General features: G+C 41.8%; 18 protein-coding genes. 7 read left to right on the top strand and 11 right to left on the bottom strand.

Going from position 1 to position 23,032, the window contains the following annotated elements:
• Nucleotides 1-159 precede the first annotated feature (159 nt).
• Both Q4567_RS14460 and Q4567_RS14465 read left to right on the top strand, forming a co-directional pair.
• On the top strand, nucleotides 160-858 hold the full coding sequence (locus tag Q4567_RS14460; protein WP_216047121.1) for a response regulator transcription factor: 699 nt from the start codon (nucleotides 160-162) through the stop codon (nucleotides 856-858).
• Nucleotides 851-2,059, top strand: coding sequence for a histidine kinase dimerization/phospho-acceptor domain-containing protein (locus tag Q4567_RS14465; protein WP_303500846.1), 1,209 nt, complete (start codon nucleotides 851-853; stop codon nucleotides 2,057-2,059). The genes Q4567_RS14460 and Q4567_RS14465 overlap by 8 nt, the downstream gene beginning before the upstream one ends.
• Here the strand turns inward: Q4567_RS14465 and Q4567_RS14470 are convergent.
• The 4 genes from Q4567_RS14470 to Q4567_RS14485 form a co-directional block, all read right to left on the bottom strand.
• Entirely contained in the window at nucleotides 2,046-2,708 is a 663-nt protein-coding gene (locus tag Q4567_RS14470; protein ID WP_216047123.1) for a hypothetical protein, read from the bottom strand. The genes Q4567_RS14465 and Q4567_RS14470 overlap by 14 nt on opposite strands.
• A 218-nt stretch (nucleotides 2,709-2,926) precedes the next feature.
• Nucleotides 2,927-3,733 carry an SDR family oxidoreductase gene (locus tag Q4567_RS14475; protein ID WP_303500850.1) on the bottom strand — a complete coding sequence of 269 codons (807 nt, stop codon included), beginning with the start codon at nucleotides 3,731-3,733 and terminating at the stop codon, nucleotides 2,927-2,929.
• Between the two features lie 19 nt (nucleotides 3,734-3,752).
• Entirely contained in the window at nucleotides 3,753-4,997 is a 1,245-nt protein-coding gene (locus Q4567_RS14480) for an aspartyl protease family protein (protein WP_216047125.1), read from the bottom strand.
• A gap of 170 nt (nucleotides 4,998-5,167) precedes the next feature.
• Nucleotides 5,168-5,872, bottom strand: a complete 705-nt coding sequence (locus tag Q4567_RS14485; protein WP_303500851.1) for a hypothetical protein — start codon at nucleotides 5,870-5,872, stop codon at nucleotides 5,168-5,170.
• 232 nt (nucleotides 5,873-6,104) lie between these two features.
• Between Q4567_RS14485 and Q4567_RS14490 the strand changes: the two genes are divergently transcribed.
• Nucleotides 6,105-7,259, top strand: a complete 1,155-nt coding sequence (locus tag Q4567_RS14490) for a serine hydrolase (RefSeq protein WP_216047127.1) — start codon at nucleotides 6,105-6,107, stop codon at nucleotides 7,257-7,259.
• Between the two features lie 132 nt (nucleotides 7,260-7,391).
• On the opposite strand, the gene Q4567_RS14495 is transcribed toward Q4567_RS14490, so the two are convergent.
• Complete coding sequence (locus tag Q4567_RS14495) at nucleotides 7,392-8,705, bottom strand: aminotransferase class V-fold PLP-dependent enzyme (protein WP_303500853.1); 1,314 nt, start codon at nucleotides 8,703-8,705, stop codon at nucleotides 7,392-7,394.
• 247 nt (nucleotides 8,706-8,952) lie between these two features.
• Here Q4567_RS14495 and Q4567_RS14500 point away from each other — a divergent pair, with 247 nt between their 5' ends.
• Entirely contained in the window at nucleotides 8,953-11,379 is a 2,427-nt protein-coding gene (locus Q4567_RS14500) for a TonB-dependent siderophore receptor (RefSeq protein WP_303500854.1), read from the top strand.
• 122 nt (nucleotides 11,380-11,501) lie between these two features.
• Here the strand turns inward: Q4567_RS14500 and Q4567_RS14505 are convergent, their stop codons facing one another.
• Complete coding sequence (locus Q4567_RS14505; RefSeq protein WP_216047130.1) at nucleotides 11,502-11,684, bottom strand: hypothetical protein; 183 nt, start codon at nucleotides 11,682-11,684, stop codon at nucleotides 11,502-11,504.
• Nucleotides 11,685-11,989: 305 nt separating this feature from the next.
• Here Q4567_RS14505 and Q4567_RS14510 point away from each other — a divergent pair, with 305 nt between their 5' ends.
• Entirely contained in the window at nucleotides 11,990-12,706 is a 717-nt protein-coding gene (locus tag Q4567_RS14510) for a PEP-CTERM sorting domain-containing protein (protein ID WP_303500856.1), read from the top strand.
• Between the two features lie 327 nt (nucleotides 12,707-13,033).
• Here Q4567_RS14510 and Q4567_RS14515 read toward each other — a convergent pair whose 3' ends face one another.
• The 5 genes from Q4567_RS14515 to Q4567_RS14535 all read right to left on the bottom strand — a co-directional run bounded on the left by Q4567_RS14515 (nucleotide 13,034) and on the right by Q4567_RS14535 (nucleotide 18,929).
• Nucleotides 13,034-14,518 (bottom strand): sodium:solute symporter, encoded by a 1,485-nt coding sequence (locus Q4567_RS14515; RefSeq protein ID WP_216047132.1) that lies wholly within the window; start codon nucleotides 14,516-14,518, stop codon nucleotides 13,034-13,036.
• Nucleotides 14,519-14,522: 4 nt separating this feature from the next.
• Nucleotides 14,523-15,941 (bottom strand): fumarylacetoacetase, encoded by a 1,419-nt coding sequence (gene fahA, locus Q4567_RS14520; RefSeq protein WP_303500858.1) that lies wholly within the window; start codon nucleotides 15,939-15,941, stop codon nucleotides 14,523-14,525.
• A complete protein-coding gene (locus Q4567_RS14525) occupies nucleotides 15,925-16,704 on the bottom strand; it encodes an IclR family transcriptional regulator (protein WP_216047133.1) in 780 nt (259 codons plus the stop codon). Before Q4567_RS14525 ends, fahA begins: the two co-directional genes overlap by 17 nt.
• 200 nt (nucleotides 16,705-16,904) lie before the next feature.
• A complete protein-coding gene (locus Q4567_RS14530) occupies nucleotides 16,905-17,903 on the bottom strand; it encodes a fumarylacetoacetate hydrolase family protein (RefSeq protein WP_303500859.1) in 999 nt (332 codons plus the stop codon).
• A 66-nt stretch (nucleotides 17,904-17,969) separates the two neighbouring features.
• On the bottom strand, nucleotides 17,970-18,929 hold the full coding sequence (locus Q4567_RS14535; RefSeq protein ID WP_216047135.1) for a 3-hydroxyacyl-CoA dehydrogenase family protein: 960 nt from the start codon (nucleotides 18,927-18,929) through the stop codon (nucleotides 17,970-17,972).
• Nucleotides 18,930-19,206: 277 nt separating this feature from the next.
• Here Q4567_RS14535 and Q4567_RS14540 point away from each other — a divergent pair, with 277 nt between their 5' ends.
• Together Q4567_RS14540 and Q4567_RS14545 are read left to right on the top strand one after the other, a co-directional pair.
• A complete protein-coding gene (locus tag Q4567_RS14540; RefSeq protein ID WP_216047136.1) occupies nucleotides 19,207-21,588 on the top strand; it encodes a TonB-dependent receptor in 2,382 nt (793 codons plus the stop codon).
• Nucleotides 21,589-21,615: 27 nt separating this feature from the next.
• Entirely contained in the window at nucleotides 21,616-23,028 is a 1,413-nt protein-coding gene (locus Q4567_RS14545) for an arylsulfatase (protein WP_216047137.1), read from the top strand.
• Nucleotides 23,029-23,032 lie beyond the last annotated feature (4 nt).

Consider the following 23,032-nt stretch of genomic DNA (forward strand, 5'->3'; position numbering starts at 1 on the left):
CACCCACGCTAACCAGAAATTTTACCCTCGTTTGACCTTGTCTATGTCAGTATGCGGTTTCGAAACAAATAACATTGATAAAAATTTGCCATATTTGCAGAATTATTGAAGTATTTACCTTAAGCAGATATGGCAAAGATATATCCTGTAGGATTGGTAATGGCAAAAAATAAAAGTAATTTGTCGGTATTATTGATAGAAGACAATTTAGCTATTGCGAAACAGGTTGCTGGCTTTTTAGAGGCGCAAAACTGGATTATTGATTGTGCTACCCTTGGCAAACAAGGGTTAGATTTAGCCCTGCAACATCACTTTGATTTAATTGTGTTGGATCTCAATCTTCCAGATATAGATGGTCTGGTTGTTTGCGATGAAATAAAACGCACAGCTGACCGAAACATTCCCATTTTAATGTTAACTGCCCGCGATGCATTCGAAGATAAAGCGAAAGGGTTTGGTATTGGCGCTGATGATTATTTAACAAAACCTTTTGATTTAAGAGAACTCGTCCTTCGTTGTGAGGCATTGGCGCGAAGGCCTCAACTACATGGTGAAACTTTGCTGCAAAAAGGCATGTTGAGCATTGATAGTAGAGCCCATAAAGCCACCTTTAACAATTTAGAATTAACCACTACAGGTATTGGCTTTCGTATTTTACAAAAGTTAGTTGAGGAATACCCTTACCCCGTGAGTCGTTCCGAATTAATTCGTCATTTATGGGGCGATGAACCTCCTGAGAGCAATGCCTTAAAATCGCATATTTACGGCTTACGAAAATCCTTTGAAAAAGTCACAGACAAGCCGGTATTATGCACTATAAGCAATATAGGTTACCAATTGCAGGCTTTAGATGATTAAATTTAAATCTCTGAAACTACAGTTGTTTTGTGCATTTGGTGGATTGAGTTTAATCATTTGTCTTTTTTTTATTCGACTCAGTTTTTTATTTGCCGATATTATTCAACAGAACAGTGCAGAGACTATTTTGCGTAATGAAGGTCTGCATATCGCTTCCATCTACCAACAGTACAAGACTATCCCAGACACGAGTGTTAACTATATTTCAATATACTCCGACCTAAGTCAGCTTCCGCCAGAGATCCAACAGCAATTCGACCAAAATCAAGGGGTCAATAAAATTCACTATCAATCCAACGATAGCTTTCTGTTATCTCAGCCCTTGGCTAACAATGCCCAGGTGTTTTTATTACTTAATCGAACACAGTTAGAATCTGCCTCCCATATGTCGAGCGTCATGCCACTATTTTTGTTTAGCATTTCAATCGGCGTTAGTGTTTTAACCCTCCTCAGTTCTTGGTATCTGGCGACATTGATTTCCCGTCCTGTACAATCTCTTACCAACAGCGTAATCGCCCACAGATCAACTCAAGATTGTGAAATCCAAGGAAAAGAACGAGAAGATGAAATTGGCCATCTTGCAGTAGCATTTTCTGAAACCTTTGAACAGTTGCAAAGAGCACTAAAACGAGAACAAGATTTCACACGTGACGTAAGCCATGAATTACGAACCCCAATAACACTGATTAAAAACACATTGGAGCTGAGTAAAACATCGCCTTTAGATAAAGAAGAATTTTTAATTTTAGAACAAGCTAGCAATGAATTAAAACAAACAGTAGAAGTTTTATTAGCGTTAGCCAGAGAAAAAAACCTTGAATTCAAGTCCCTAGCAATTTTACCCATTGTTGAAAAAACCGTGCTAGCTATCTACCGTATTTATCCGCACATCGGTTTTCAAGTCAATATTGCTATTCCTCCTTCTATGAAAGTCACTGGAAACCACTATTTAATTTCTCTCCTTTGCCAAAATCTAGTCAATAATGGTTTCTATCACGGCTATAAAGGCGGCATGAAAATTAGTGCAGAAGGCAACAAATTAATTTTTGAAAACGAGTTGAGTGAAATAGACGAAAGACCCTATTATCAAGGGTTAGGTCACGGCCAATATTTAGTTAATCGAATCGCCAATGTGATGGGCTGGGATTTATCCATAGAGCAGTTTGATGATTCATATCGAGTGACAGTTATCCCTCACTAATTGCCACAGGTTGATTTTGTTTAAACAGTAAAAGGCTTAAACATACAAACCAAACAACCTGTAGGGCACCAAAAAGTGCGCCGACTATACTTAAACTCGGTATCAAGGTTAATAAACCAAAGGCGGCAGTAATATAACCTAAACCATGAATTACCCTAGAGAAACGCCGTTGCTCAATGAGGGTTAAAGTCATGACTAACATCCAGATCCCGCCTACCCACTCTACGCCTTCACCTAAACCCATTTGAATGGCGTAAATATCTTGCCATATTTCCGAAATTTCCCCTTTAGCGGGTAACCAAGCATTGAATAAAAACTCAATAGAAAGGATTGCAATTAAACCGCTGGCAAAAATATATGAAGACCAAATATAGCTGACTAACATCGTTAGTTTATGCATTTTTGAATGTTCTAGTGTGCCTCTAGCCGTGATCTGCATGCTCAATAATAAAATGGCCACCGCGAAAACAATATATACAATAAAATACCAAAATTGCATTAACATTGGGTGCTCGGTAAACACCTGCAGACGCTGAGAAGGTCCGTCATTGAAGTCAGGCACCCACACCAATATTAGAGTCAATCCAAAGATAAATGATAGTGCGCAGGTTAAAGACGCAATTGCCGCTAAATTAATTTGAGTTTTCACTCGTCAGTTTCCACAATGCTGAGTTTATGATCATTATTGATGAAGCGAGAATATAGCACAAATAACCATCGGCCAAGTCTTGGGTAAGGTTAGTGGCTTACTAAAAAGTAATTCAAAATGTGTTTAAATTTACATATTCATTGATTACACAATTAGGCTTTTTATTGTTATCTGCTATATGACTGGTGAATGCCTGTTTCAGTTATTATCAAATTTTGTTAGCTTGATTTTTTAGGTGCTGCAGTGGCACCGGCCAAAATACCGCCATCCACTGTCAATTCGATACCAGTCACATACTTAGCCTCATCAGACGCTAGGTAAAGTACCGCATAAGCAACGTCTTCCGGCGTGCCCATGGTTTGTAATGGAATATCTTGTGCGACCATATCTATAGCGGCCTTGCGCTGCTCTCCTTCGCCTAGCATTGCATTCCACATGGGGGTTAATATTGCCCCAGGATGTACCGAATTACAGCGAATAGGGTAACCTTGTTGCGCACAATACAGGGCAACTGTTTTACTATGGTTTCTCACTGCAGCTTTACTACTGGCATAGGCCGCTGCGCCAGGAATGCCAACCATGCCAGAACGAGAAGAAATATTCACAATACTCGCTGACTTGGCATTTTTTAACATGGCAATGGCATATTTGCAGCCCAAACTAACACCGTCTAAATTGGTTTTATGCACACTGTGCCAAGCCGCTAGCTCAAAATGTTCCGGATCCTGAGGCGTGGAGGTCTCTGTAAACCCAGTGATTCCCGCATTATTGACAACAATATCAAGACATTCATGCTTTTGTAAAAGTAAAGCTGTAGTCTCTTTCCATTGGGTCTCCTCACCAACATCCAGAGATAAGTATTCCGCGTTGGTGCCAAGCATCTCAGCCGCCTTTCGGCCGATATCATCCTCAATATCGGCAATATAGACCCTAGCGCCAGCGTCGACGAAAGCCTGAGCAGTGGCTAATCCAATACCTTGGGCTCCTCCGGTTATCAGGGCAACTTTATCTTTTAGTCGACTCATATCTTTTCCTTAATCACGCTTACATGTGGGAAGAATAACCTAAAATATGTTGACTGACATAGGAAATACAATCTCGGTTTCTAACACACATCTGTCTGCTTCCGGGGGTTGCATTGAGTTCAATCCATTGCTGTTCTGAAATCTGTGTCGCTGGTATTTGATTGATACTGATAATTTCATCCCCGGCTTGTAATCCAGAAACTTCAGCGGGAAGTCCTGCTGTGACATAGCGTACTACGAAATTTCCGTTTTGTAATTTTCGCAACTCCACGCCAGCTAAATTATATCGTGAAGCGAAAACATGCTGAGGATAAGCTCGCATAATGAATTGATGATTGTGATAGTCAATCACGGTAATAAATTGATTCATTAGTGCGCTACCAATCACCCACCAGTCGTCTTCATCATCGCTTGGGATTAGATTGGTTTTTACTCCGTTTATCTGTAATGACTGAAAATGTATTGCAGGAATCGTAACCCTTTGATGTTCGGTCATGCCACTCATTCCAAAATCGGCAGCCATGATTTTTTTAGTGGGTAGCGCAATATCATTTTCAATTGGGAAGGCCGCACTCATTTTAAAATAATGCCTGCTCCCCGTATCTATCAATACTTCTCGTTGCAATTTTGTGCTTTGATTAAACTCCACAGTGGCATCAATGCTTAACTTGCTAAATGACACGGAAATCGGCATAGCAGCATCGCCTTTATGTACGGTTTGCGGCTCAGCAGATGCGGTTATTAAGGCTTTTTGTTTATCCAAGGTCCAGGCAAAATGTCGGAGTATGTCGTGACCTAAAACACCATCAAAAATCGCCTCATCTTCGCGCAAATAGTAAGGGCTTAATGAAATAGGAATGTAAGCAACTTTGACGTTTTCAAACTCAACTTCGCCAATATGTAAACTAGCTAGTTCAGATTGATAAGCCTGGGTATCTTGGCCTTCACCCCAGCCTGCTATTTTCAGTTCAAAACCTTTTTTAGTGAGTAGAGATTTCCCTTTTGGTGTATCAAAAACCATGCTGAAAGAAGCCCCTGTATCAATTAAAAACAGCAGCTCTGTTGAGTCATTTACTAACAAACGCACATAGGGTTTTTCACCAATATAGATTGCAGGTAAAACTTGATCGTTTTTTGGGCACGGCCAATTAGGCTCAATATCGTCATTGGCATGCATCATTCGAAGACTATTCACTAAGGAACAGCCGCTCAACAACAAGCCAAACACGACTAGCAAAATGATTATATTGATGTGGTACTTCATAATACCTCCTAGATTAAAATATGCGACCTAATGCTAGCAACTTCCTGCTTATCAAAGATGCGCGATACGGCGCTAGCGCCGCCAAAAAATGTCCACGATGTTTAGCAAGTCCATCACCGATCGCGACGGGAACGGCATCGATGATAAACTTGCGTTAAACAACCTTTTAGTTAGAAGCGATAGATGACTTTAAGGCCATATTGACGTTTAAAATGCGCGTCAATGTCATAACCGTTTTGCAACGAATCGAAATCCGTGTAGGTAAAATCAAGGATTACATCCATTTGTTTGGATGGGTTCCAAATTAGTCCCGTCGATAGGGCGTAAGCATTATCTTGGGCAAAGTCTTTGAGCTCTCGATACATACCACTGCCATACAATGTCAGGTCACTGTTTACCCGCCACATTGCTGACAACTCGCCTCTGAACTCAGTTTTATTATCACGCTTATCTTCATTCCAATGTAAATAGTGGGCCGATGCACCAATAGAAAAGTCTTTAGATATGACGTATTTACTGCTTAGTCCTCCCCCGAGTGCATAACTATCATCATATTCTGCAGACTCATATAGCCCCATCAAGCCACCATCAATGGTAATTTCCCAACCGGTATTCGCTTCAGGGCGTTGCCAAACAGCATACCTTACTCCTGCTGGGCCAATGGTTAAATTGTCAGTAACACCGTAGGCAAGTGAGAACAAGGGTTGAACATCATTTTCCCCATAACCTGTACCGTAGGATGCCCCTAATCCAATCAGTATTTCGTTGTCATTCAGGGTTAAATTGCGCATTACCGGGTTTGCATCGCTTAAGGTATTTGCGAATAGGTGGGTGGGTATAAAAAGTAACGCTAATATTGAGAGTTGTTTTTTCATCTGTTAATGCCTGTTTATAGTTGATTCAGTGGGGGCATTTTTACAACGGCAAGGTAAAAGCAGGGTGAAATTAATCAAAACAATGTCGGCTGTTTGCAGAGCGGCTTATTAAACTAGTTTGCAAGGAATAAACGTTGCCATAGTACATAATTCCGTCTTAATTTCACTTCTAGTTCACCTCCCACCCGTTACTTTTAAGCTCACTTTCAGACAACGCATAAAGGTACTAACAATGACTACATTTCGAAAAATCAACTATTTATTGACTAGCGCGACTGCCATATTGCTATTAGGCGCATGTGGCTCTAGCAGCAATGACAACACAACTATTTCACCACCTGTTGCCCAAGAGGTGGATTACCAGGAATTTCTAGACGATGCCGTCGAACAGGGTATCCCAGGCGTAATAATGTCCATTGAAGGACCAGAAATAGACTTCATCGGCAGCGCTGGCTTAGCCGACATACAACAGCAAACCCCCATGCAAATAGATCATGTCATGCCCAATGGCAGCGCGGGTAAAAAAGCCACAGCGTTGCTCGTAGCGATGTTACATAACGACGGAGTTTTAAATATTGACGATACTATCGATACTTGGCTGCCCGATGAAATTCTAGATCGAATCGAAAATAGTCGCAGTATGACGTTGCGTCAGTTGTTGAACCACAGCGCTGGTGTTTATGACTATTTGGACTCTGCGACTCAAGCACATTGGTACTCGACAATAATGAGCGACCCTAGCTCACTCAAAACCGATATCTATGCATTGCAATTTGCACTAGATCAGCCGGCTTATTTTATGCCAGGCACTGATTTTCATTATTCGAATACTGGCTATTTGCTTGCAGGGCTTATTTTAGATGAAGTATTGGGCGAACATCATTATACCGAAATGCGCAATCGGGTTATTCTTCCCCTTGGATTAAATAGTACCTACTACAATGGTTTAGAAAAAAATTTGGGCACTATTATATCTGGATACGTCAACATTGACGGCGTATTGGAAAATGCCAAACCCGTGTACGAAAACATTGGGGTTTCTGATGCGCCATTAGTGAGTTCAGTCAGCGATATTTCTTTATTACTGAAATCCATAGTAGATGAGGACTCTGTTGTCGCCAGCGATGTGAGAGCGTTAATCACCTCACCTGAAAGTATGGTACAAGCTTCGAACACCCTAGAGTATGGTTTGGGTATTTTCAAAGAAATGTCCAACGCTAAAACTGTATACCACCACGGCGGAGACGAACCTGGTTATAAAACAGAAACCTTTTATATATTGGAAGACGATATTGCTTTCACCGTCTTTTTTAATTGCAATGGTTATGATGTCTGTGCTGAACAAAGCAACATAGTTGTTCAAAAAGTATTGCAAACTATTCTGTAAACACGATGAAAAAAGCCAGAGAGAAAGTACAGCTTCTCTCTGGCCCACTTGTTTTCAGCAATTAGAAGTACGTTTAAATCCTTGTACCCTAAGTCTCTTAGGATGTCACAACGCCTCTTTTTTATTTTCCTATTAAGCTAGCTTCTTTAAACTCTCCACTAATTGTTGAATTTCATCAGCACTGGTAAATACTTGGGGCGTAATACGGACACATGCACCAGAATCTAAGCCCTTTCGGATAACCGTAAAAATACCAAAATCCTTCTCCAATTTTTGTTGCAGTTGATTGGCATCATCGATTGTGGTTTTACCTTTTATTCGAAATGAGCTCATACCGGTAGCTGACATGCTGTCTTTTCCACCTAACACTTCAATATGTCCCATTGACTGCGCTTCTGAAAACCACAAATCTCGCAAGTATTTAAGTCGCGCTTGTTTATTTTCTCCACCTATGGCCTGATGAAAATCCAGCGCTACAGGCACTGTTAAAAACGCTGCAAAATTGGCAGTGGCCGTATGCACGCGGGTGTAAGCTCGATTGTTATTCGGATCGGACTCACCAGGATAAGGAGCGATTTTATCCAGCGTCCCTTTTTGCATGTATAAAGCACCGACTCCTACCGGAGAGCCTATCCACTTATGTAAATTAAATCCTGCCCAATTGACGTTTAGATCAGAGATTTTATAATCAATTAACCCCCACGATTGTGCACAATCACAAATAACATCAATTCCCCGCTTTTTAGCTTCTTCGACAATTTCAACCACAGGAAAGACTAATCCATGTTGATTACTCACATGGGTGAGTAACATCAGTTTAATATTAGGGTGCTTATCGAAAGCGGCAATATAGGCTTGCAATAATTGTTGTTGGTCAGCCAGACTCGGTGTGATTACCTCTATGCTTTCCACCCCTTGATCCTGCTCCAACCATTTCATGGTTGTTTTAAAACTAGGATAATCACTGTCTGCAAACAACACCCCGTCTCCAACATTTAATCCTTGATATTGACGAATCAGATTATGGATAGCCTCAGTGGCATTGCGGGTCAAAACGATTTCACCATCTTGGGCACCAAGGGCATGAGCCACTCGACTCATGGCATGGCGGATATCACCAGGAAAATCTTTGCGGGCGTAAAACGAGTTTTGATCGTTGACCATCTTAGTGGCGCGTTGGTAAGCCTCAATGACTGGCTTAGCCATTTTTCCCCAATAACCGTGCTCTAGATTAACGATTCCCTGTGTTCGATCATAATAAGTGGCGACCTCAGCCCAGAACCCTTCGTCAGCGGCTAAACTTTGCGCAGAACCATGAGTTGCTTTAGGCAATATTAACCTCGAAGATTCTTTTTCAGCAGCAACGCCAAATGAGGAAAGAGCAGCCGTTGTGGCAACTCCAGTTAATAAATTACGACGAGTTAAGGAAAATTTAGAGTGGTTCATATGAGGGCTGCTTATTCATTTCAATTCGAAAATTAGGGTAAAGGTAATTTATGACATTTTAATAAAATAAGGAATCTGTAATCGATATTTGATCTGCGAGAGTTTATTTTACCGAAAGATAAAACCTAATAAAATCAAATGGAAAGGATAAATAAAACTGCCATTTTTCCTTAACCGCTTTGTCATTTTAACGTGCAACAGTAGCGCCCTTCATCATTCACATTTAAATAATTCTAGGGTTTAATTTATGTTTGCGTTATCAAAGGTTTCTCGTTCTGTATGTTTTGTTTGCAGTGTTAGTGCCATTCTTCCCTCTTTAAGTCAGGCTCAACAAACGCCCGATGATGCTGCGAGTAACAACTTAGAGAGTATCATTGTTACTGGAACTCGTTCTTCCGAAAAAACCGTATTTGATTCTAGTGCTCCTATCGATCTAATTGCTGCAGATGAGCTTATGGGAACAGTATCAGAAGACTTGTCAGATACCCTAGCCCAGTTAGTGCCTTCTTATAAAGTTCAAAGGTTACCAATGGCCGATGGTCAGGTATTTGTTCGCCCAGCCTCCTTGCGTGGATTATCAGCGGATCACACCTTAGTCTTGATCAACGGTAAACGCCGCCACCGTTCAGCCCTTTTAGGCGGCAATGGTGCACAAGCGCCCGACCTATCGCAAATTCCCGCTTCAGCAATTAAACGAATTGAGGTTTTACGCGACGGTGCATCGGCCCAATACGGCTCTGATGCGATTGCAGGGGTAATTAACATCATATTGGATGATAGCCTAGGACTTGAAGGCTTTGTTCAATACTCTGAATATGCCGAAGGAGACGGAGAAAATATCAGAACAGGTATTAAAGGCGGAATGGAATTAGGCAATGATGGTTTTGTCACCATCAGTTTTGAATATGCAGATGCGCAGAAAACCTCCCGCAGCCGACAACGTCCTGACGCTATCCAGTTCGCAGCAGATCACCCTGAGGTGGAAGTCCCTAATCCAGTACAAAACTGGGGACAGCCGGAGACAGAAACCTGGCGAATCGCATTGAATTCAGGTTTAGACACCCAAATCGGCATGACTTATTTGTTTGCAACATTTGGTCAAGGTGAGGGCTTAACTGATTTTAACTGGCGTAATCCAGACAGCACCAGCGCTTTTAATTTAACTGATGTCTTTCCTGACTTTGATCTAAGGGAAACCTATCCTGCCGGCTTTTCTCCCCAGTTTGGTCATGAAGATAGCGACCACTCAGTTAATCTTGGAATCAAGGGCACTTTATCTAACGATATTGATTGGGATCTTAGTGTCGGTTTTGGACAAAACCGTATCGAATATAACATGTCCAATAGTATTAATGCCTCGCTAGGCCCAGCAAGTCCAACCGATTTCTATATTGGTGAATTAAATCAAACCGAAACCAACGTTAATGCCGATTTTAATTATCTATGGGCTTCATCCATGTTAAATGACGCAGCGAATATTGCATTTGGCGCAGAATATCGTAAAGAAACTTATGAAATAAAACCCGGTGATTTGGCCTCTTATGAAATAGGCCCAGGAGCAGTTGTGGGTTTGCCGTCTGGATCAAATGGTTTCCCAGGATTTTCGCCAAATCAATCAGGAGAATCCAGTCAAAATAGCCAATCAGTTTATGTGGATATAGATTTACCAATAAGCGAACTATTAACGATTGGCTTAGCCACACGCTATGAAAAATATTCAGAATATGGCAACGGTAAATTGACCGGTAAACTCTCTGCGCGCTATGAAATCAATAGTGACTTAGCGCTTAGAGGAACTGTATCCACAGGATTCAAAGAGCCTACACCAGGGCAACTATTTAGTGAGCGTACTTCCCAAGGACTAGACACCAATACCCTAAATATTTTCACAACCGGACGTTTTTCACCTGAAGGTGATGTGGCAGCGGTATTGTCACAACGTGAAGACGTGACAATCACCCCCCTTGAAGCGGAAGAATCAAACAATCTGAGCGCAGGAATAGTTTATCGTCATGACAGCGGCTTTCACTCATCATTAGATTTCTATCGAGTAGATGTAGATAATCGCTTGAGCACCTCTTCTACTTACACGGTAAGCGATGAGGAAAGAATACAATTTGCATCTTTAGGTGTACCGGGTGGCGAGAGTATTACCCGCGTTAACTTTTATCAAAATGACTTTGATACGCGCACCACAGGGATAGATGTAGTAATAGGTTATACCACTGATCTAAACCAAGGTGTTTTATCGGTAACCTCAGCGCTGAATCACAACAAAACTGAAGTACTTAATGGAAGTCTAGTTGGCAACGACACCACCCGTAACCGTTTCGAAAATATCCTGCCGCAAAATACCGCGAACCTTAGCCTAAATTATCAAATGGACGTCGTTAGTGTGATGGCGCGAGTTCGCTACTACGGCTCTTGGACTGACTATTCAGGGAACAGTGATGGAGACGTTTTCCAAGATTTTGATGGCGAGTTTTTCACTGATCTATCGGCCTCTTATAATGTGAGTGAAAAACTGACGTTAAACTTTGGGGCAGAGAATATTTTTGACTCATATCCACAAGAAGCGGTTTATCAAGCAAACCGAGGCTTAATATATTCCCGTAACGCTCCATACGATACCGATGGGCGCAATCTATACATTCGTGCATCGTTTCAACTTTAAAGCTAGTAGGTTTTTGTAAACTTTGTATACATATAAACCAGTGTTCTTGCAGCACTGGTTTTTTGTTTGCGGCTAGCAGTATTAACAATAAAAGGTATTAAACAAATCAGCATAGCAGATGACTAATCTGGCTCTTCTTGGTGTTTGATGGGCAGTTTCGCTTCTATCGGTTTTTTAGGTTCTTTATCCAAACCCAAAAAATAATCAGCAAACCTTGCCATATCACAAGGTGAAGAACTAACATCAACTGCATCTTCCACCTTTTGTATGCTTTTTTTCTGCTTTTTTATTTGTCTCAGATTCATAGTCACACTCACATTAGAGTAAGTTAATTACTCACAACATTGTGCTTAATAGTATAAGACAATCTAGGATTTTTTCTGTTCAGCAAAGACGATAACGTTAACAAACTCAATGCTCTCGAGTTGAGTTAACTCTGCATATTTTTATTCCCTAACGCTCCTATAAACTGTCAAAAAAATTAACATTTAAATAACAAATTAAAATTAAGCTACTGAATATTAATAATATTTTATTTTGGCTTGGAATATGCAAAAACCAGAGTGCAAATTTAAAAATTTGTGAAAATCTAAATTAAAAAGGAAGTATTATGAATTTTTCTAAATTAATGAAATTAGTAGTTTTAGGTTCGGCGTTTATGACAATGTCTAGTCAAGCAACATTGGTCACTAAAACTTTTGATAATGGCGACTCATTGGCAGATTTTTCTGTAGACCGTGCTGCGCCAGCGGGATTCCAAATTATAAATAATGAACTTGTGATGAGTATTGATGGTTCAACTTTTGGTACTGGACCCAGTGCATTTTACGATACTCAAGGTATGAAAATCGACACTACTGGCTCAAACTTCGTATCAGTTGATATGTACATTGATTCGGCGTGGTCTAATAGCGAGCGTTTCGCTGGTATGTGGGGAGTTGGCAAAAATGATGCGAATGATATATCTAGCTACCCCATTTTAGAATTTCAAGGACCCGGAGTTACCGATCCTAGCGCCGGTTTAGCAATATGGGATAACGCGTGGGTTGACCTATCAACGCTTTTTAATCTAGATGAATTCAACACGATTGCGTACAAAGCTGCGAATAACGGAGTGCAGTATTTTGTTAATGGCACTATGGTGTACTCAGAAACAGCATCTGGTACAAGCTCATTTGGTGATATTATTTTGAACGCTAAGAATGATGGAAATTCATTTGATGTGCGTTATGACAACCTAACTTATGGTGTGGTATCTGAACCAGGCGCAATTGCACTGCTTGGTTTAGGCATGTTCGCTATGGGTTTGCGTCGCCGCAAATCTTAAATAGTTAAAAACAAAAAGGGTCAGTGTGAAACCCATACTGACCCTTTTTATTATATTGAATGAACAGAAATAAAGTTTAACGTGGTTGATTGTGATAATGCCCAATAAGTGCCGCGCCTAAAAATATAAACATAACGCACATTACACCTAACATCCAAAAATGAGTGATTTCGAATTCTTGCATGATATTACCCTCGTTTATTTTTAATCGGTTATTACCACTTACCCGCATAAAAAATTCGGTAAAAAGCATAACCTATTAACATGATTGTTATTATGATGATAAATACTTGTAAAAAAATATGCCAGAACATGTTACTTCCTTTTTCAATTTGTTTTACTATTTGCAACAACTTGCGCGTTATATTCCACTGAATTGAAATACTTATCTTTACCAGGGCACAGTAAGTTAGTAGTAACACCCACAAATACCGTCAAAATCAGCATAATGTAAGAGTTAGGAATATCTGCCATTCCTAGCACCTGTGGCAGGTTGGTAAAAGACCAGACGGTATTAACGCACCACACACAAGCTAATGTAATTGCCGCACCTATGCTTGAACGCTTCCAAAATAAGCCGCTTACGATCAACCACAATACCGGCATTAACCACGCAAGAACCCAACCAACAGACGCCAATATTTGCGGTAAGAACGAGCCCACCATAATGGCAATAATGGATAACACAACAATTACGATTCGTGTCACCTTGGCGATTTCTTTTTCTGTCGCGTCTTGACGGTAAAATCGACGATAAATATCGTTACTAAAAATGGTAGCTGGTGCCAAGGCAGTCATCGCAAAAGACGAAAGTATTGCCGCCATAAATGAACCCAGTAATAGAATCACCAACCAACCAGGAAGCATATTAACCAACATGGTCGTGGCCGCTGTCTTCGGACCCAAGGCTGCAAATTCTGGAATTGATTTAGCCGTTAGGCCTATCACGCAAATGAAAACCCCAAACATGCCGTTAATAGGCGCAGCAATCCAAAGTGCTTTAACGATGGTTTTTTCATCTTTTGCACTCATGCAAACTTGCAATAGGGGCTGATTGGCCGGTTGGCTAAATACCAACGCAACAACCAAACCAAACGCGAATGTCCATAATAAATGTGGATTTCCAAACACCGACAAGGCTTCTTCGTTACCGCTGCTGACATAAAAATCGGCAACCGAACTAAAATCGTTGTTTGGAAGTTGGAAGGCAATAAATAAGGTAGCCAGAATAACAGCTATATACATGAGGATGGCGTTTACCACATTTATCCAACCCACCTCTTTTATACCCGCTAACACCACGTAGAGTATCCCTAATACTCCACCAGCGATTGCGCTGTATTGCACATTCCACCCGGTCATAGCCGAGAGCAAAATCGCCAGACCTTGGGTTTCTAAGGTTAATACGCCAAAAATGGAGCCAGCCATCACGCAGCCCACCACCACTCGAATCCCTGGGTTATACAAATCTTCGAGCAATTGAGGTACAGAATTCACCCCAGTGCGACGCATCCACAGTCCGGTACTCAAACAAACTATCACCAACAAAATGACGTGTGCTATTGAGAACCACAACGAGGTCGCTCCCATATCCCATGACAGTTCGAAAATGCCCATAATATGCGGCGTACCTAGCACAGTAAGAGCCAAAGTGGCGGCAATCACAGTGACGCCTAACTGGCGTCCGCCATGAGTAAACTCGGCATCATGGGCAACAGTGCTCTTTTTAGATTGCCTTGATACGTAATAACCGACTCCACCAATTAGAATCAGTTCATAAGCAAGCACACAGATAATTAGGGTTATATTCACGGATTTACTCTCCTAAATGCGCGACAGGATCGCTGTGACAAAGCGCAGAGTCACTACTTGCAGCAGGTTTGATAGTTTGTGTCGGTTTAGTGTTTTTGGGCGGATAAATAACAGCACTAACAGAACCAATTCCAATGCGTAATCCATTTTCTGATTGGCAATAACCGGAAATTTCAATCTCATCCCCATCTTCAAGAAAAAAACGTTTCTCACCGCTGGGTAAATGGATTGGATGTTGCCCGCCTTGGGTTATTTCAAGTAAAGAGCCGGCCTCACTTTCGGTGGGCCCAGATTGCGTTCCCGACCCAAGAAGATCACCAGAATTAAGGTTGCAACCAGTCTGCGTATGATGGGTTATCATCTGCGCTATAGTCCAAAATGCATGTTTAAACGTGGTTTGACTTAACTTGAATGCTGGAATTCCTTGATGTCGCATTTGTTCGGTTCTAATGTGACATGTCATTTGAATATCGAATCCCCCTAAAAGGCTATTCTCATTGCTTTGTAAATTTACAACTTCAGGCCTATCTTGGTAATTCGTTGGCGGCACTCTAAATGGTGCCAAGGCTTCAGCGGTAATAATCCAAGGCGAAATACTGCTTATAAAATTCTTCGACAAAAACGGACCTAAAGGCTGATATTCCCAAGCTTGAATATCCCGCGCTGACCAATCATTTAGCATACTAACGCCAAAGAAGTGAGCATCGGCCTGCTGAATGCAAACCGGCTCAAAGGACTCCGTAGATTGACCGATGAAAATTCCCAGTTCAACTTCATAGTCGAGTTTCGCAGTGGCTGTTAATTCTGGTTGTTGAGTATCGGCATTTAAGGTTTGCCCGATGGGACGAAAAACCGGTATACCAGAAGGGTGAATACTTGATGCTCTGCCATGATAACCAATGGGCAGCCACTTATAATTTGGAAGCAAAGGGTTATTTGGTCTAAATAATTTCCCTACCGAAGTCGCATGATGAATTGACGTATAAAAGTCAGTGTAGTCACTGATTTGACAAGGCAGACAAAAACTTACGTCAGCGCTTGGAATTAACGCCTTCCTAACGGCCATTTCATGCTGAGACCCATCCGTTAAGGCATTAGATAACGCTTGTCGAAACGCCACAGAGAAATCTCTCCCTAAAGACATAAAACGTTGCAAACAGGTTTCCCTTAGCGCTTCGAGTCCAATTTGCGCTTTACCACTGAAAATCCGCTGCAATCCGAGGGTGTGAAGGTTAATCACAAAGTCACCAATAGCGACGCCACAGCGTGGTATCTGTTCGGCGTCAATAAAGACCCCAAACGGCAAATTTTGAATTGGGAAACTCGGGTGCCCGTTGGCACTTTTCAGCCAACTTATTAGTGACGGATTATGAGTTTCATCTACAAAAGGATTGTGTTGCGCGAGTTTAATATCTGATTCCACGTTTCATCATCTCCGTGCCGATAACAGCGGCTTTCTTTTTTAATTTACTGATTAACGACGGCTCTAGTTTTTGGCTAAAGCGAGAAGACGGTGTTAACACCACAATGGCAGCAATTGGCTGACGGATACTATTAAAGATTGGCACCGCCACTGCACATATTCCTAAATGCAACTCTTCCTCATCTGTGGCATACCCTTGTTTGTTGTAATCAATCAGGCGTTGGCGTAATTGTTGTTTATCCGTAATGGTATTGGGTGTTATTTTCTCAAGCTCCCCCTTCAACAACATATCTACCCGCTCGTCGTGAATGTATGAAAGTATTGCTTTGGCACCGGCTGCGGTGTGTAATGGCAGGACTTCGCCCGGTGGAAGCACCACTTTTAACGGCAGGTTAGAAGGAGCGGAGTAAGTAGGTACAGTAGAGTTACCTAACCATATTTCCAAAGTAACCGTTTCTTGTAATGAGTCTCTAAGCTCGTCTATATGAGGTCTTGCTAAATGCAGAATTTCATCAAAATTGACATCTGCCATGGTCATTGCAAGCTGATAGATAGCCGGTCCTAGCCAATATTTGCCTGTTTCTTTGTTTTTATATACAAATTCATGCTCGGCCAACTTCATTAACAACCGAGACACGGTTGCTTTATGAATGTCCAATTTCCTGCCTAGACTCGTAGTGCCAACTTCTTGATTTTCTTTGGCCAGTTCGATGAGAATACGAATGGCTTTGTCTACGGTAGACGATGAGTCACATTCTTTCATAGCGCCCCCTAATATTGGTTAAACAGATATTACTGCCGACGCTAAATTCCGCAATAAAGGTGTCTCACTATTTGAGACAAAAAGTTTATATAGTGTATTTAATTTGTGAACACTTTGTAAGAATGGAGGTTTGAAAATTAATCATTAACAGCAAAAAGCCCATAGCAGGGTGCATTCTGCTACAGGCAAAAAACAGCGTATTACTCGGGTGAACCGACCTGAGAGCGCAGGATACCGATACCTTCAACTTCCAGTTCAATGTTATCTCCCGGTTCTATCCATCGCTCAAGTTCGTCACCACAACCAAAGGCGATGGTACCAGAACCAATAAAGTCCCCCGGATAGAGTGTCTCAGACTTTGATACATGCTCTATGATTTGGGCAAAGCTCCAATACATGTCAGATGTATTGCCCGACGACCAAGTTTCTCCATTTATTCGTGCTTCCATTTTCAGGTTTGCAGGATCAATTTCATCGGGTGTAACCAGACAAGGTCCCATTACGTTCCCCATATCCATATCTTTTCCCTTCGCAGGCCCTAAAAGCATAGTGATTTCCTGCTGAAGAACGTCTCTTGCACTAATATCATTAAATATGGTGTAACCGGCAATATAAGACGCTGCATCTTCAGCACTTATATTGCGTCCCGTTTTGCCTATATAAATACCGAATTCCAATTCAAAATCGAGCTTTTTAGTATACTTTGGCCATGGGATGATGCTGTTATTACCGCAAACCGTGCTTGTATTACCTTTGTAATAAAGCGGCTGTTGATACCAAAGCTCTGGAATCGGTTTACCCGTTCGTTTTTCAAAATTCTTGGCGTGGGTTTCGAAGCTGATAGTATCGCGTATGGAATTTGGACGTAACACAGGGGCGAGCAAAGTAACTTGCGACATCAAAAATTGTAAAGGCTGGTTGTCAGGTCCAAACATGGGTTGATTATTTGTGTAGCGAGATTTAACAAAATTCAATCCTTTTTTCGCCTCTTCCATGCTGTAGCTGCCGCCTTGTAACAGCAACAACATATCAGCGGGAACAATTGCATCGGCTATTTGCTGACAACGTTCAGTATCAGTGTGCTGTTTCAAATAAAATGCGTAAGCGAAATTAAGATCGACAACATACTCGTGCAATTGCGCACCTATACGGTTGATCGGTCCAAAGGGAGAGTCGACAGAAAAAGAAATAAGTTTCATAGGTGTAATCCTTGCCAAATAATATTTGTCGTTAATAAAAACGAGTTTTAGTTTCGATAAGCTGGGTTAATTGTTTGCAATGAAAAGCTTTAGTTGACGCAGCAAACGTTCGTTATTTATTGCCACTTTTTTGTCACCGCGCCCGTCGTGATACTGATACCAGCCCTCACCGGATTTTAATCCTAATTCCCCACGCTCAACTTTATCGATAAGTTGTTGCGAGGGTAAATCGGCTTTGCTTAACGTTGGGAAAATGTTGGCTGATGCCCTAGCTGCGGTATCTAAGCCAATCATATCCTCGGCTTCCATTGGTCCAAGGCACGCAAGCCTGAAACCATAACTGGCCTTTACAGCAGTATCTAAGTCTTCAGGTGAGACTACCCCTTGCTCCAACAAATAATCGATTTCCCGCTCCATAGCACCGGTTAGACGGTTAATGATAAATCCCGGAATTTCTTTTCTAACCAAAACCGGCTGTTTGCCAATTGATTTCATTAGTTCAAGGGTTAAATCAATAGTCTGTTGTGAGGTCTGCGCACATTTATGCACTTCTACTGCTGGAATAATATGTGCAGGATTAAAGTAATGCAGGCCAATCAAACGATGCTGCGTGGCCATTTTGGCGCCGACTTCAGACACAGTCATACTGCTGGTATTAGTGGCTAGAATAATATTTTCAGGTAACTTATCTAGGCGCTCGAACAATGATTGTTTAAGCTCAATAAGCTCAGGTAGCACCTCAATCACCACATCCGTCGATGAGAGATACTCAGCGACATCGGTGGTTGCTGTGTAGCTAATTCGCTGAAGTATATCTTCTCGGTTTTCGGTGATTAATTGATGTTTTTTAAACTGCTCTAAATTACGCGCGATGCCATTTTCACATCGCACTAAGGCTTCTTCCGAAATATCATATACATCGACTTGTAAACCGGCTTGCGCAAAACCTTGCGCAATTCCTTCACCCATTACGCCCGCGCCAATTACCGCGACGCGCTTAATTTGCTTTATTTGTTGAGAAACCATGACTAATCACCCGATTTTTGCATTTAATTTGTTAAACTTTCGTTAACAATAGTAAGGGTGATAAGTATTCATCAGCAAGATAGGCGTTTCACCATATGAGACAATCTGCAGTATATGCGCAAATAATGCCACAACAGGGCCCACAGTTTACTTTCAAAGCGTTTCAACATGTGAAACACATGCATTGACCGGAGAATCGACCATTCGTAACCTAGATTTAACAAATTTATTACATTGATCGTTTCACGAAAATGCATTGGCGCATTGAGGAGTACTTATGAGTAATGTTGTACAAAGACGTTTTAAAAGAAACCCACTGGCACTAGCGGTTTGTACGCTTTTGCTAAATCCCATGGTTGGTAATAGTCAGCTATTTGCACAAGAACAACCCAACATCGCTGAAGAAGAAGCGGTAGAACAAATTCTTGTTTATGCGCGTAAACGCGGTGAACAGGAAAAAGATGTTCCCGTTTCTCTCACCGCAATGACTGGTGATGAGTTGACCCAAGCTGGTGTTTCTGACATTACCAGTTTATTTGCCCTGATGCCTGGTGTGGAAAATAATGCAGACGGCAGTCGTATCGCTAACAAGCCTGCCATTCGCGGTGTAGGCTCCACTGAAAACTCATCAATCAGAGCTAAGGTCACCACTTTTATTGACGGCATTCCCATTGTCGGTGCTCAAGGGATGAGTTCTTTTGCAGGTTTACAGCAAGTAGAAGTACTTCGTGGCCCACAAAGTTCCGCTTTTGGTCGCTCTACATTTGGTGGTGCGATTAATTATGTTACCCGCGATCCGGATCCTTCTGGTGATTTAGAGTTTGATGTTAGAGGCAGACTTGGAACAGATGAAACCCGAGATGTTAGCCTGTCATTAATTACCCCCTTAATAGAAGATAAGTTGGCCGTGGCAGTCACCTTAGAGTCAAATAACTATGGTGGTCCAAGTGAATGGGTAACCACATCGGGTGATCAATTAGGCGCGAGAAAAGACAGCCTAGGTTCTGTGAAACTAGTGTATACACCCACCGATAATATTAAAGCTGAATTGATGTACCTCAACCAAGAAATTGATGACGGTCACACGGCTGTATTGTTTGCTAACCTTGACCAACTTGAGCCCTACGCCCTTGATAGTGACGGTTTATGTGTCATCAATGGCGGCAGTAACGCCTGTGTGATAAACGGCGAAATCGATCATATAGAGCCTTATTTTGACTACAACTTTGATCACGCGGTTAACCCCGTCGTTAATCCTGGTACACGGGTTGATCGTGAACGGATTCAAGGCTCAGTTGAGATTGAGTTTGATAACGGCATGGCGTTAACAGTCTTAGGCGCTGTCACTGACGAAGTGGGTGATACCTCTTTTGATCGTGATGCCTACAATGATGTGACCACCATACATGTGGCCTCTTCACCAGAAAGCGATGAAACTTATGCTGAAGTGCGTTTGGCCTCATCAGACGAAGGTGATTTCAACTGGTTGGTCGGTGCTTCTTTATATGAGTACGACTATTTGAATACGGTATATGCGAATAAATCTACCGGTGCGGTGATGGACTTATATTCTGAAGGCGCAAGAAATATCGGCGTATTTTTCAACCTTGGTTATCAATTTACCGACCGTTTAACTGGCTCGATTGAAGGACGTTACCAATCTGATGAGATAGACAGTGTTTATCCAGAAAATGCAGCCAGAGGAGTTGACAGTGATATTCAATCCAGCAGCGATACTAAATCGTTCCAGCCTCGTATTGCCCTAAGTTATGAATTAGACAACAACAATAATGTTTATGCTCAGTTAGCTCGAGGTACTAACCCTGCAGGCTTCAATGCCAATGCCCTTGATCCAATTTTGCTGCAAACTGCCGCAGAAGAAGGCTTCGATTTAGATGCATTTCAAACCTATGAAGAAGAAGTGATTGTGAGTTATGAGCTAGGCGTAAAAGGGTATTTGCCAGACCACGACTTCCGCTATTCTTTAGCCCTCTACTATTTAGATTGGGAAGGCTACGTTCAGCCAGCTACAGCTAACTGGACTCCCTCTGATGGCGAGCTATCTGAAGGCACGACTGCAGATGATTACTACTCTCGATTATTTCTAAATACCGGAGATTTAAGTGGTGCGGGAATCGAATTTGAAGGTGAATGGCAACCAATCGACTATCTTGACATAGGTACTGCTATCTCTTACACCGGACTGGAATTTAAAGATGATGCATGTTCCCCCATTCCGTTAGATTATGGTGTTGCTGCAACTTCTACTGAGCCTTATAACTGTGCTGCAACTATTGGTGGCAATGCGCCGCCTATGTTATCGCGGTTCACTTGGTCTTTAAATGCTACCTACACGGTGGAACTAAACAGCGATTTAGTGTCTTATAGCCGAGTTGACTACCAATATCGTTCCAAACGTTATGTTGAGCAAATCAATACCGACTACTTACCTGCATATTCTATGGTTAATCTGCGCAGTGGTATTCGCGCCGATAACTGGTCAATCGAATTGTACGTCAATAATTTGTTTGATGAAGACTCTCCTGCAGGCGCAGTGCGCTTTTTTGATGGACGCATCTCAGGTATGTCTTACAACACTAGTGTTCGCTTACGTGAACCAAGAACCGCTGGAATTAATCTAGCCTACAGTTTCTTTTGATTAGTGCTTTAAGAGGTATTAAGTATTATGAATATAACTAAGTCTGTTTTGCACCTTATTGGTGTGTTGGTTTTAAGCGTTTGTATTAATGGTTGTGTTAAAACGGAAGCTGAAACTCAAATAGCGTCACAAACTAATGCTAAGCCGAATATTATTTTTATTCTGCTAGACGATTTAGGCTACGGTGATGTGGGTTATTTAGGGTCTGAGATTAAAACGCCTAATATAGACGCGTTGGCCAATCAAGGCGTGGTTATAAGTCATAGTTATGCTTATCCCATATGCAGCCCCACTCGGGCTGCTTTAATGACCGGAAAAAACCCTCTAGGGTTTGGCATTGATGGGCCAATGGAAAACGATGCTATGCTGCCTGAGAGCCTGACAACTATGCCTGAGATGTTTCGGGATGCAGGTTACCAAACCTGGATGGTAGGGAAATGGCATTTAGGCATGGCTAAGAAGTCTGCAATGCCCCACAACCGAGGATTTGATGATTTTTATGGTTTCCTAGGTGGTTTTGTTGATTTCTATACTCATGTGTATTTTGGTGGTCTTGATTGGCAACACAATGACACCTCACTGCGAGAAGAAGGACATGCCACTGATTTGTTAGCCCACAAGGCAATCGAAAAAATCCAAAATTATAACAACGATGCCCCCTTTTTCATGTATTTATCATTAAATGCACCACATACGCCTTTGCAATATGTGCCTGAGCCAATTTACGACTATAGCGCGATACCATCGGCTGACCGTCGTGTATTTGCTGACATGACATCTCATGTTGATCAGCGTATTGGTGAAGTACTTCAAGCACTTGAAGACAAAGGTATTGCCGACAACACCTTAGTGGTATTTATGAGTGATAATGGAGGTAACTTGGAAGCGGGAGCGAACAACGGCCAACTGTTAAAAGGCAAAGCTAGCGCCTACGAAGGCGGGGTTCGTGTACCTACCATTGTGCGCTGGCCAGCAGGTTTGAGTAAGAAGAATATTGCAGAATCACCACTTTTTACGCAAGACTGGCTGCCCACTTTACTAGACGCCGCGGACATCCAATATGATCCAGCTAATTTTGATGGTCAGAGTATGTTTACGCTGTTAAAAACAGGAACCACAGACAATACTCAAAGGACAGTTTTACTTGGTACGGCAAAATCAAAAGCCGTGTATCAGTGGCCGTTTAAACTGATAAAAGAAGGTACTGATACTTTGTTGTTTAATCTGCTAGAGGACGAATTTGAACAACATAATTTAGCCGCAATGCACCCAGATTTAGTAGCTGCCTTGTCAAAACAGTTAACCTCAAGAACAGCGCTCCCTTCAAAAGCGGCGAAAGGTCCTCCTCCAGAATCGCTTTTTTATGGACCTGACGGTAACTTTATCTACGATATACGTAAACCCGAAACCCGTGCTCCTTGGGTGGAAACAGCAGAATAATAAT

Source organism: Aliiglaciecola sp. 2_MG-2023 (genome assembly GCF_030548145.1).
Classification (GTDB): domain Bacteria; phylum Pseudomonadota; class Gammaproteobacteria; order Enterobacterales; family Alteromonadaceae; genus Aliiglaciecola; species Aliiglaciecola lipolytica_A.